Source organism: Frankia sp. CeRuru1, from assembly GCF_977966315.1.
Map to the genome: position 1 here is coordinate 1 of NZ_CDWWEW010000172.1, position 10,578 is coordinate 10,578.

The 10,578-nt window shown below is 71.2% G+C and carries 12 protein-coding genes; 6 read left to right on the top strand and 6 right to left on the bottom strand.

The window, feature by feature from the left end:
* The coding region (locus AC08OP_RS13745) for a hypothetical protein (protein ID WP_476614556.1) at window positions 1-526 on the bottom strand (526 nt) is incomplete at its 3' end.
* A 7-nt stretch (window positions 527-533) separates the two neighbouring features.
* Window positions 534-959: a hypothetical protein gene (locus AC08OP_RS13750; RefSeq protein WP_476614557.1), complete on the bottom strand. Its 426-nt coding sequence runs from the start codon at window positions 957-959 to the stop codon at window positions 534-536.
* A gap of 164 nt (window positions 960-1,123) precedes the next feature.
* Here AC08OP_RS13750 and AC08OP_RS13755 point away from each other — a divergent pair, with 164 nt between their 5' ends.
* The 3 genes from AC08OP_RS13755 (at window position 1,124) to AC08OP_RS13765 (ending at window position 3,263) form a co-directional block, all read left to right on the top strand.
* The gene (locus AC08OP_RS13755; RefSeq protein ID WP_476614558.1) at window positions 1,124-1,891 is read left to right on the top strand and encodes a hypothetical protein; all 768 of its coding nucleotides are present in this window, start codon (window positions 1,124-1,126) and stop codon (window positions 1,889-1,891) included.
* A complete protein-coding gene (locus tag AC08OP_RS13760; RefSeq protein ID WP_476614559.1) occupies window positions 1,888-2,898 on the top strand; it encodes a tyrosine-type recombinase/integrase in 1,011 nt (336 codons plus the stop codon). The genes AC08OP_RS13755 and AC08OP_RS13760 overlap by 4 nt, the downstream gene beginning before the upstream one ends.
* Window positions 2,899-3,131: 233 nt before the next feature.
* Window positions 3,132-3,263, top strand: coding sequence for a hypothetical protein (locus AC08OP_RS13765; protein WP_476614560.1), 132 nt, complete (start codon window positions 3,132-3,134; stop codon window positions 3,261-3,263).
* A 286-nt stretch (window positions 3,264-3,549) separates the two neighbouring features.
* Here the strand turns inward: AC08OP_RS13765 and AC08OP_RS13770 are convergent, their stop codons facing one another.
* Window positions 3,550-3,939, bottom strand: a complete 390-nt coding sequence (locus AC08OP_RS13770; RefSeq protein ID WP_476614565.1) for a ParA family protein — start codon at window positions 3,937-3,939, stop codon at window positions 3,550-3,552.
* Window positions 3,936-4,061, bottom strand: a complete 126-nt coding sequence (locus AC08OP_RS13775; RefSeq protein WP_476614566.1) for a hypothetical protein — start codon at window positions 4,059-4,061, stop codon at window positions 3,936-3,938. The genes AC08OP_RS13770 and AC08OP_RS13775 overlap by 4 nt, the downstream gene beginning before the upstream one ends.
* A gap of 136 nt (window positions 4,062-4,197) precedes the next feature.
* On the opposite strand from AC08OP_RS13775, the gene AC08OP_RS13780 reads away from it, so the two are divergent.
* On the top strand, window positions 4,198-7,167 hold the full coding sequence (locus AC08OP_RS13780) for a Tn3 family transposase (RefSeq protein WP_476614561.1): 2,970 nt from the start codon (window positions 4,198-4,200) through the stop codon (window positions 7,165-7,167).
* 102 nt (window positions 7,168-7,269) lie between these two features.
* Here AC08OP_RS13780 and AC08OP_RS13785 read toward each other — a convergent pair whose 3' ends face one another.
* A complete protein-coding gene (locus AC08OP_RS13785; protein ID WP_023840303.1) occupies window positions 7,270-7,740 on the bottom strand; it encodes an HIT family protein in 471 nt (156 codons plus the stop codon).
* Between the two features lie 223 nt (window positions 7,741-7,963).
* Between AC08OP_RS13785 and AC08OP_RS13790 the strand changes: the two genes are divergently transcribed.
* Window positions 7,964-8,491: a hypothetical protein gene (locus AC08OP_RS13790; RefSeq protein ID WP_476614562.1), complete on the top strand. Its 528-nt coding sequence runs from the start codon at window positions 7,964-7,966 to the stop codon at window positions 8,489-8,491.
* An 8-nt stretch (window positions 8,492-8,499) separates the two neighbouring features.
* On the top strand, window positions 8,500-9,744 hold the full coding sequence (locus AC08OP_RS13795; RefSeq protein WP_476614563.1) for a nucleotidyl transferase AbiEii/AbiGii toxin family protein: 1,245 nt from the start codon (window positions 8,500-8,502) through the stop codon (window positions 9,742-9,744).
* 39 nt (window positions 9,745-9,783) lie between these two features.
* Here the strand turns inward: AC08OP_RS13795 and AC08OP_RS13800 are convergent.
* Window positions 9,784-10,578 (bottom strand): tyrosine-type recombinase/integrase (locus AC08OP_RS13800; protein WP_476614564.1); only part of this gene is annotated, 795 nt, incomplete at its 5' end.

Genomic DNA, 10,578 nt, shown 5'->3' on the forward strand with positions numbered 1-10,578 from the left:
GGGCGGCCGCGGCGGTGGCATCGGCGGCGGCCGCGGTGGCCCGCGCGGCCTGCGCCTCGGCGAGGGCAGCGTCCCGTTCGGCGCCGGCGCGGGCCACCTCCTCCGCCACGGTGCGCCGCGCCTCCTCCACCTCGGCCGTGGCCGCGGCGATGCGGGCGGCCGCGGCCGCCTCCGCCCGAGACACCGTCGACTGCACGCCGGCGGGGGTGAGCTCGGCCGCCAGCCCGTCGCCTAGGCGGCCGATGTAGGTCTCCAGCCGGTCCAGCAGATCCTCCGCGGCCGCCACGTCCCCGCCGATGCCGCCGGCGGCGCGCCGCGCCGCCCGGGCCCGCTTGGCCTGCTCCTGGCAGTCCCGGTCCGGGCAGTACCGCCGCCGGCGCCCCGCCCCACTAGCCCGCTGCTCCACCGGCCGGGCACACCAGGCGCACGGCAACGTCTCCACCGATGCGGCGGAGACGGGCGCGGCGGGGCCGGGGCCCGGGTCGGCGGGCGTCGAGTCGAGGTCAGGCAGCGCAGGCGTCGTCATACCCCCATCATACTAAAACCAGATTTTCGTTTCTGGAAATCCGATTTTGAGCTAAGAGGGTCGTGATGATCGTGATCCTGGGGTGCGCGGAGCGTCCATCCACCGGGCGGCCGGGCTGGAGCGCGGACGCCACCCACCGGATCGCGGCGATTGACCCCTCGAGGAGCAGGGCGATGGGCGTCTTCGGGCCGGCGACCGCCAGGCAGGCGTTTTCCAGAATGTCCCCGTCGACGTCGCTGACCGCGAGGTAGAGGCGGTCCTGGGCGGGGCCGAACCCGCCGGACCAGGGACGCTGGCGCGGACGACCGTCCGCGAGCACGCCGATGATGCCGGTCAGCTCGATCTCGATCGCGGATATGGTCCCTCGCGGTCGGGTGGCGGTCCCCGCCCACAGGAAGATCACCTTCGCGCGGGCCGCGGTGCCCGCGCTCACCCTGCTGCTGTCGGGGCATCCCGTCTTCGTCGCGCGGGTGGCTGCGGGCGCCGCCCGGCGGGGTTGCCCCGGGCGGTCACGGTCGCCGGGGGTCGGTGGCGGCCGGTTACTCGCGATAAGATGCCTTATCACGAGCCACAAAACCATGATCGGATGGTGCAGGGATGGCGGTGCAGGGACGCCGGATGACCACCGCCGAGGAGTGGGCGGGGCTCAACGACCGGCAGCGCACCTACCTGCGGGCGCTCTACGACGTCGACCAGGCCCTCGAGGACGAGCACCGCCGTCGCGGCGCAGAGGGGCGGTTCGACGCGCGGCCGGCGCGGGAGTGGCGGCGGATCGCGTTCAACGGCGCGTACTCCCCGATCCCCGGCCGGCTGCGGGCCGCCGGGGTCTACGACAGCGGCGCCGGGGCGACGCTCGCCGCGCTGCGCGACCGGGGGCTGATCGAGTCCGAGACGACCCCCGGGGTGCTCAGCGACGCGGTCGACGTGTGGATGACCCGGGCGGGGCGGGCCGCGGTCCGTGCCGGCACCGGCGAGGCCGCTGTCCGGACGGCCCGCCCGCGGTGGGCACTGTCGGAGTGGCTGTGGCGGCAGATGGCCGCCGTCGCCCGGACCGGCGAGACCGGGCTGCTCGCCGACCAGCTCGCCAGCACCGCGCATCTCTACCTCGACGCCGGGCACGTGAGCCGGCGTGGCAACCGCCCGTACCTGCGCTCCACACGGCGGCACGTGCCCGTGACCCTCCGGGCGAACGGCACCGGACCGGCGTACTCCAGCTCCCGGCCGGAGTACCGCTACCACCTCACCGACCAGGGCCGCGCGCACTACGCCGACCACCTGGACACCTACCGGCAGCTCTACCCCGACATCGACGCCCCCGACATCACCGCCGCGCCCGCCGGCGCGGACCTCGGACCGGCACGATGACGGCCGACCTCGTCCCCACCGCGACGCCGGCCGGGGAGCTGGCCCGGCCCGGCGACGTCGACATCAACGACACCGTGTCGGCCGCCACCGCCGAGCTGATCGAGGCGGCGCCCGCGGCCGCCACCCGCCGCGCCTACGACCGGCAGTGGGCCGTCTTCGCCGCCTGGTGTGCGCAGCAGGGGCGCCGGGACGCCCCGGCGACCGACGCGACCCTGGCCGAGTACGTCGCCGCGCTCGTGGCCGCCGGCGCGGGCGCGGCGAGCATCGAGCAGGCCATCGCGACCATCCGCACCCGGCACCGCCGGCGCCGGCTCACCCCGCCGGACACCCGCGGCGCCCGCGAGGTTCTGCGCGCCCACCGCCGCGCCCAGGCCGACGCCGGCCGCCGGGTCCGCCAGGCGCCGCCGGTGGCCCGCGAGCAGCTACGCGCGATGGTCGCCGCCTGCCCCGAGGGCCCGCTCGGTGTCCGCGACCGGGCGCTGCTCGTCCTCGGCGTGGCGATGATGGGCCGCCGCTCGGAGCTCGCCGCGTTGGACCTGGCCGACGTCGTCGAGGTCGACGAGGGCCTGCTCGTCTACGTCCGCCGGTCGAAAACCGACCAGGACGCGGTCGGCGCCGAGGTCGCCGTGCCCTACGGCTCGCACCCCGACACCTGCCCCGTGCGCGCCGTCCGGGCCTGGCGGACCCTGCTCGCCGAGCGCGCCATCACCGCCGGGCCGCTGCTGCGCGCCGTCGACCGGGCCGGGCGGATCTCCCCCCGGCGGATGAGCGGCGACGGCATCCACCGGGTCGTCCGCGCCGCCGCCGTGCGGGCCGGCCTGCCCGGGGCCGACCGGTACACCGCCCACTCGCTGCGCGCCGGCGGCGCCACCGCGGCGGCGCGCGCCGGCGCGCAGACCGCCGCGATCGCCGCCCAGGGCCGATGGTCGATCGGCTCCCCCGTCGTCCACGGCTACGTCCGCGCGGTCGACCGCTGGCGGGACAACCCGATGGACGGCGCCCTCTGATGCCGGCGAACATCCGGAACCCCTCGAGATAGGCGTCCTCGCGCCGGCACTGGGCGGCGTCATCCGCGATCTCGTCGCGGATGCGGGCGATCAGCGTGTTCGCGTGGTCCGCCTGGGCGGGGTTGAGGAGCCGATCACCGGAGATGTCGCGTTTGAGGCGCAGCCGGTCCGCGCCGGCGTTCTTGGCGAGCACCGCGGCGTCGTAGACCTCGTGGTAGTTCTCCGGGTAGACGATGAACGACACCCCGATCTCCACCTCGGTCCGCTCGGTACGGCGCCGGTCGGCGAGCGCGGTCAGGTTCGCCACCGCGCGGTCGAACTTCACCGCGCCCGCCCTGTGCCCGCGGAACTTCAGCTCCGCGTAGGTGTCCGCGCTCGCCGCATCGAGGCTCACGTTCACGTACCCCGCGCGGACCAGGACGTCGATGACCGTGGAATCCATGAGCTCACCGTTGGTGAACATCCCGACCCGCACGTCGTGGTCGAGGAGGTAGCCGATCGCAGGTACCAGCGCGGCCCGGGAGATCAGCGGCTCGCCGATCAGCCCGGAGAACGACACGTTCTGGACGCGGAACTCCCGCGTGTGACGGGTCCCCCCGGAGCGGTACGAGCCGGTCTTGCGGTAGCCGACGAGATCGCGGACCAGTTTCATCATCGCCGCGGGCTCGGCGAGGGTGTCCGGGAGCCGGTCGGGGGCCTCCTTGGAAGCGTCGACGAGAGTGAGCATCTCGCGCTCGTCGTCCCAGATCTCCAGCGGCACATGATCGCCGATGCACCACTGGCAGCGCAGGTTGCAGCCGCTGGGCGGATCGTGTCGAGCCCGTCCGGCAGCGCGCGCACGCTCAGGTACTGCGTCTCGGTGATCATCAGAACGTGGGCGGCGGCGGACAGGCCAATCACGGGCAGGACTCCGAGGCCCGGCGGCGTGTCGATGATGATCACGTCGAGCTGTGCGGGCAGGGTGTCGAGCACGGCGGCCAGGGCGAGCTGCCAGCCGCGGCGGGCGGGCAGCTCCAGGTCCGCTTTTTCGGAGCGGGCTATGGCAGGTGCGCGGCGATCGCCGGGTCCGCCCGCAGCGCCGCCTCCACGAGCGCGGCACGGCTGGTGTCCTCGGCCTGGACCGCGGCCTCGATCGCGCCGATCAGATCCTCGCTCAGCCACACCGTCCACCGCCGATGCTGCTCATCGGGGTGCCGGTAAGAAACGTGTCACCGGCCGCAAACGCGGGTGATCTTTCGTCGTGTCTCTCTGTGGGCGCGGGCTGTTGGCACCGGGCGCGCGTGGCCATGATGTTCGAGCGTGGCCCGGTCGCTGGATCTCGATGAGCTCGTCGAGCACTGGACGTTGCTGGATGACGAGCGGGAGCTGATCGCTGGCAAGCGCGGGCCGACGCGGCTCGGGTTCGCGGTGATGTTGAAGTTCTTCACCCAGCTGGGCCGGTTCCCCCGGGGCCGCGGCGAGGTGCCGGACGAAGCCGTCGAGTACGTGGCCCGTCAGGTCGGTGTGGAGCCGGGCGACCTGGGCTTCTACGAGTGGACCGGCCGCACGATCGAATACCACCGGGCGCAGATCCGTGAGCATCTGGGCTTCCGGGAGTGCTCGGCCGCCGACGCGGACAAGCTGGCGGAGTGGCTGGCCGGCCACGTGTGCGAGGCCGAGCGGCGTTCGGAGCTGGTCCGCGGCGAGCTGCTGGCGCGGTGCCGCGCGGAGCGGATCGAACCACCGGCCGCCGGCCGGATTGAGCGGATCGTGCGCTCGGCGCTGCATCAGGCCGAGCGGGCGCTGACCGCCCGGGTCGCTGGGCGTCTGTCCGTGGACGTCGCCGGCCGGCTCCGTGCCCTGGTCGCGGTCGATGTCCCGGACGACGACACCGGCGGGGACTCGGTACTAGCGTTGATCAAGTCGGTGCCGGGCAACGTGAGTCTGGACTCGATGCTGACCGAGATCCGTAAGCTGCGCGCGGTCCGCGCGGTCGACCTGCCCGACGGTCTGTTCGCCGATGTCGCCCCGCGGGTCGTCGCGGCTTGGCGGACCCGGGCCGCGGTGGAGTCCCCGTCGCACCTGCGGGACCATCCCGACCCGCTGATGCTGACGTTGCTCGCGGCGTTGCTGCACCACCGGCACGGGGAGATCACGGACACGCTGGTGGAGTTGCTGATCTCGACGGTGCACCGGATCGGCGCGCGGGCGGACAGGAAGGTCACCGAGGAGCTGATCAACGCGTTCAAGCGGGTGACCGGCAAGGAGAACATCCTGTTCGCGATCGCTGAGGCCTCGCTCAGCAGTCCGGACGAGCCGGTCCGTGAGGTGGTGTTCCCGGCGGTCGCGGGTGGGGAGCAGACGCTGCGGGAGCTGGTGGCCGAGTTCAAGACGAAGGGGCCGGTGTACCGGCGCACCGTGCGGACCACGCTGAAGGCGTCGTACTCGAACCACTACCGGCGCGGGCTGATCGCGCTGCTCGACGTGTTGGAGTTCCGGTCGAACAACGACACCCACCGGCCGGTCCTCGACGCCCTCGACCTGATCCGCCGATACGCCGACAGCCGGCTGACGTACCTCCCCGTCGGGGAGACGGTCCCGACGCACAAGGGGCTGCTGGGCGACTGGACGGAGCTGGTGTTCACCGACCCGGCCAAGGGCCCGAAGCGGGTCGTCCGCGGCGTCTACGAGATCTGCACCTTCCAGGCCCTGTGCGACAGCCTGCGCTGCAAGGAGATCTGGGTCGTCGGCGCCGAGAAGTGGCGCAACCCCGATGAAGACCTGCCGGCCGACTTCGAGGCCCAGCGCGCCACGCACTACGCCGCCCTGCGCAAGCCGCTGGACCCGACCGTCTTCATCGACCAGCTACGCGAGGAGATGCGGACCGAACTGGCAGCGCTCGACACCGCGCTGCCGAAGCTGCCCTGGCTGGAGATCGCCGAGCGGGGCAAGAACGGGCCGATCAAACTCAGTGACCTGGACGCCGCCCCGGAGCCGCGGAACTTGCGCCGCCTCAAGGGCGAGGTGCGGACCCGGTGGGGCACCGTCCCGCTGATCGACATGCTCAAGGAGGCGGTGCTACGCACTGGCTGCCTCGCGGCCGCGACCACGGCGGCCGGCCGTGGCGACCTGGCCCCCGAAGTACTCGCCGAACGGCTGATGCTCGCGATCTACGCCTACGGCACCAATACCGGCATCCGCGCCGTCGCCGGCTCCGCGCAGAACGGCCACAGCGAGGACGACCTGCGCTACGTGCGCCGCCGGTATCTGACCGCCGAGCTCGCCCGGACGGTCGCCGTCGAGATCGCCAACGCCACCTTCGCCGCCCGGGCACAGCAGGTCTGGGGCGCCGGCTCCACCGCGGTGGCCAGCGACTCGACGCACTTCGGCGCGTTCGACCAGAACATCTTCACCGAGTGGCACTCCCGCTACGGCGGCCGCGGCGTGCTGATCTACTGGCACGTCGAGCGCAAGAGCATGGCGATCCACTCTCAGCTGATCAGCTGCACCGCCTCCGAGGTCGCCGCCATGGTCGAAGGCGCGATCCGCCACGGCACGGCCATGGAGGTCGAGGGCACCTACGTCGACTCCCACGGCCAGTCCGAGATCGGCTTCGGGATCACCCGTCTGCTCGGCTTCGACCTGCTCCCACGTATCAAACGGATCAACAAGGTTCGCCTGTACCGGCCGGCCGCCGGCGAACCGGACGCCTACCCGCGAATCGGCCCGGCGCTGACCCGGCCGATCCGCTGGGACGTCGTCGCCGAACAGTACGACCAGATGATCAAATACGCCACCGCGATCCGGACCGGCACCGCCTCCGCCGAGGCGATCCTGCGCCGCTTCACCCGGACCAACGCGATCTATCCCACCTACCAGGCCATGATCGAGGTCGGGCGGGCGCAGCGGACCCTGTTCGTCGCCCGCTACCTGCGCGACCGGGACCTGCAACGCGAGATCAACGAAGGCCTCAACGTCGTCGAGTCCTGGAACCGAGCCAACAGCGTCATCTTCTTCGGCAAGGGCGGCGACATCGCCACCAACCGCCGCGACGAACAGGAACTCTCCGTCCTCTGCCTACGGGTCCTGCAGGCCGCCCTGGTCTACGTCAACACGCTCATGGTCCAGGACGTCCTCGCCGACGACGCCTGGGCCGAGCAGCTCACCGACGCCGACCGGCGCGGCCTGACCCCGTTATTCTGGACGCACGTCGCCCCGTACGGCGAGGTGAAACTCGACATGACCAGCCGCCTGACACTCAGCGTGTCCGCCGCGGCGCCGCTGGTGTAGACCCGAACAGCCTGGCATGCCTCGGGTCGGGGGGAAGAGACTGAGACATGCCGGGTCCGGCTGGTAACCGCATCCCTCGCCAGGAGAGTTCAACGACGCTCGTCACGTGCCATACGCGTCGCGTGTGAGGGTGGATAGTGCCGCTCGTAGATCGGCGTGAAGCTGGTTGTGTGCCGCGCTAATCGCGTGTTCCTTCTTCGTCCGCTCCGCGCCATATAGGTAAACGGGGCCGACCCGGAGACTCTCCTCCTCCCACCTGTAACGTGCGTGTACATGGCCGTGGAGATGCGGCCAGAGGTTCCCCAGCACTTCGTAGTTGATCCGCAGAAAGTCTTCGTCCCGAGCCGCGCATACCTGCGAGACGGCCTCGCCGAGAAGGGACAGGTCAAAAAGGAAGTCCATTCGTTCTGGGCGGGGAAGGTCAGTCAGATGGTTTGCCGATCCGGCGTAGACGAGCAGGCAGTAGCCGGGGAGATGCTGCGTGCTGCCCAGCACTGCCCATCCAGTGCGCATTCGATGGAGAACGTGGGGTTCCTCACCGCTTTCCAACGTGGTAAGCCATTCGCTGCTCATGTCCACGCCCTCCGTGCCCTGCGCTGTGTCTGCGCGGTCTACACCAACGGGCGCCATACGTTAGCATAAGCACATGATCGATCGGGTCGCTACGCTATGTGATTTGGCTGAAGGTCAGTGGGGGTGTGTCACGGAGCGGCAAGCGGAGAGAGCCGGTGTCTCCGTCGTCGAGCTTGGGCGTTTCAAAGAAGCAGGGGTCGTTGAGCCTGTCATCGAGGGGGTGATGCGTATTCGCGCTGGTGGGAGGCATCTTTTTCCGCGGCTGTACAGCCAGTGGCTGATGCTGGACCCGGAGCGGCCGGGGTGGCTGCGGGATGCCCCGAGGTGCGGCGTTGTCTCCCATGCCACGGCGCTGCGGGTCTACGGGATTGGTGACCGGCCGGGACCCGGCGTGGAGTTCACGCTTCCCGCTGGCCCAGCCCGGCCAAGGAGCTCTTATCCTGGCATCGTCCTGCACTCTGGCGAGGTAGCTGCCGATGAGTGGACGACCCGGTCCGATCTTTTTGTGACCACTCCCGCACGCACATTGCGCGATCTAACCTACAGCGGGCGGTTCGACCTCGCCGAACTCGGCCGCGTCGCCCACGCCTTTCTGCGCACCCACCTAGCGAACGAGACCGAGTTGGCTCGAGGTCTGGAAGTAACCGCCAGGACATCGCCCTACAGCGGTGAAGCCGCGGGTTCGTTGGAGTCGATTCTGCGTGCGGCGGACGAGGACAGCGTAGACTTCCCCGCCCACCCGCAGCGCTAGTCAAGCCCATGGCCGACACAGACAGCCATAATCCCGACTCCCACATCGGGCCGGAGTTCCGTGAGGCGTTCCCCTCATGGTCGGAGTTCCGTTCCTACGTCACCGATCGGGCTCGCGCAGCGGAGTTCAATGCCGACCGCGCACTTCACCAGATCTTGATCGGGGACTTCGCGGCGCGCCTCATGAACCGAACCCCGCACGACTGGATCATCTTCGGTTCGCTGGCGCTTCCTTCCCGGCCCGCCACAGACTTCTCGTGGCCTGCCGACTTTCTTCCCGCTCAGCCGAACGAAATCCATCCCGCGTATGTGATGGCCCGATCCGCGTTCGATCTGGACCTGTGCGCTCTCGACATCACGGAATCCTACGGCGTTCATGTCAAGCAGGCTGTGGATGCGGTCACGGTGAACGCGGGCGACACCGCCCGAGCTGAGCGTGGGCTGGGCCTTGGAGGACTGGTCCGCTACAGCGCCGATGTCAGGGTCTACGACAGCGGGAAAATCATGGGAGTGATCGTCGCCCAGCCGATCGACCCGAGATACGGGCCCGGCCAGGCACGTCCCGTCGACGACCCAATCGGACTTGAGATCGACATCAAGCCGCCCGACCGGGTTCCTCTGTTCGGCCCGGCCCACCACGCCGAACGGTCCATCGTTGGCATCGCCGTGCCCGGCCTGGCGCCCGTCACCCCCATGATGTACCCCACGGCCAGCCAGCTCGCAGACAAGATCTCCATGCTGAGCGGGCCAGCCCCCGGTTCGTCCCGCCAGGTCGCACCTGGCCCTCGCCACCGCTACAAGGACCTCTTCGACATCCACTACATGATCCGTACCTGTTCCGTGGAGGCCCGTCACATGCGGGAGGCGCTTGAGGTCAACAACCAGGTCCGCTTCGGCCGCGATGGCCTGCCCCATCCCTACCACGTCTACGGAGCCGGCCGCAGACCCGGTGAACTCGACGTTCCCTGGCGGTCGGCGGTGAACACGTTCAAGGCCGACCAGCCACAGCTCGCGCGCTACCCCGACTTCGACGCGATGGAACGCGCCGCGGCAGGCTTCGTGGCAGAGCTGACCACAGCGTCTCCGACCAGCACCTGGGCACCAGGACGCGGCTGGTCCCCTCCCCGCTCGGATCTCCACGCGCTGGCATTCCCCCGGCCACCATCTCTCAGACCCGGTCCACGGACCCCGCCCGCGCAGCCTCGCACGCTCCCGCCTCACCCGGGCCAGGCGCCCCGGCCACCAACGCGATAGAGGGGGGCCGCCGAGATACGGCAGAAAGGGGCGGCGGGCTCAGCGGCGGCGGGCCGCGGGATCCCGGCCGGCCTGCCAGCGGGCCAGCGCTTCCGGCGAGACCCGGGCGTAGCGGGCCAGGGAGGCGACCGAGGTGTGCCCGGAGTAGGACAGCAGCGTCGAGGTGTTCGCGCCGTCCTCGGCGGCGTGGGTGAGCGCCGAGTGGCGCAGCTGGTGCAGCGTCGCCCCGCCCGTCGTCGCGGTGAACAGCTCGGCGGCGCGCCGGTAGGACAGCCGGGCCCGTCCGCTGGCCGGGTCCAGGTCGGCGGGTGGGAGGGCTAGGCGGGCGCGCCGGTCGGTGAGGAACACCGGGCCGACCGTCCGCCCCATGAGCAGCCGCGGCAGCAGCCGCGCGGTCCCGGTCCGCCAGACGATGACGTCGACGGCGTTGCCCTTACGGCGGACCTTCGCGCACCGGTTACGCAGGTCGAGCTCGCCTGCGTCGAGGGCCAGGACCTCGGAAGCGCGGGCGGCGGTCTCGTACAACATCCGCCACAGCACCCGCTCCCGCAGCCCGATGTCCCCCCGGGCGAGCAGCCCCTCCACGACCGCGCGCGACAGCGCCCGGGTCCGGTCGGGGGCGCGGCCGCGGCGACGGACCGCCCGGGTCGGGTCACCGACGATCCAGCCCTGGTCACGCCAGTAGCCCGCCGCCGAGCGGATCGCGTCGAGGTTGCGGTTGAACGTCGCCGGCGCCGCCGGCCCCCACCGGCCGGTGAACCAGGCGGCCACAGCGCTCGCCGCGGCCGGGTCGTCGAGCCCGGCGAGCGGCGTCTCGGGTCCGAGGCGCTCGCG

What these genes read in the sequence shown, in the direction of transcription:
- AC08OP_RS13790 (WP_476614562.1), top strand. Translation starts at nt 7,964, where the DNA reads ATGCGTATTCGCGCTGGTGGGAGGCATCTTTTTCCGCGGCTGTACAGC.
- AC08OP_RS13795 (WP_476614563.1), top strand. Translation starts at nt 8,500, where the DNA reads ATGGCCGACACAGACAGCCATAATCCCGACTCCCACATCGGGCCGGAG.
- AC08OP_RS13785 (WP_023840303.1), bottom strand. Translation starts at nt 7,740, where the DNA reads ATGAGCAGCGAATGGCTTACCACGTTGGAAAGCGGTGAGGAACCCCAC.
- AC08OP_RS13765 (WP_476614560.1), top strand. Translation starts at nt 3,132, where the DNA reads ATGAACGACACCCCGATCTCCACCTCGGTCCGCTCGGTACGGCGCCGG.
- AC08OP_RS13755 (WP_476614558.1), top strand. Translation starts at nt 1,124, where the DNA reads ATGGCGGTGCAGGGACGCCGGATGACCACCGCCGAGGAGTGGGCGGGG.
- AC08OP_RS13760 (WP_476614559.1), top strand. Translation starts at nt 1,888, where the DNA reads ATGACGGCCGACCTCGTCCCCACCGCGACGCCGGCCGGGGAGCTGGCC.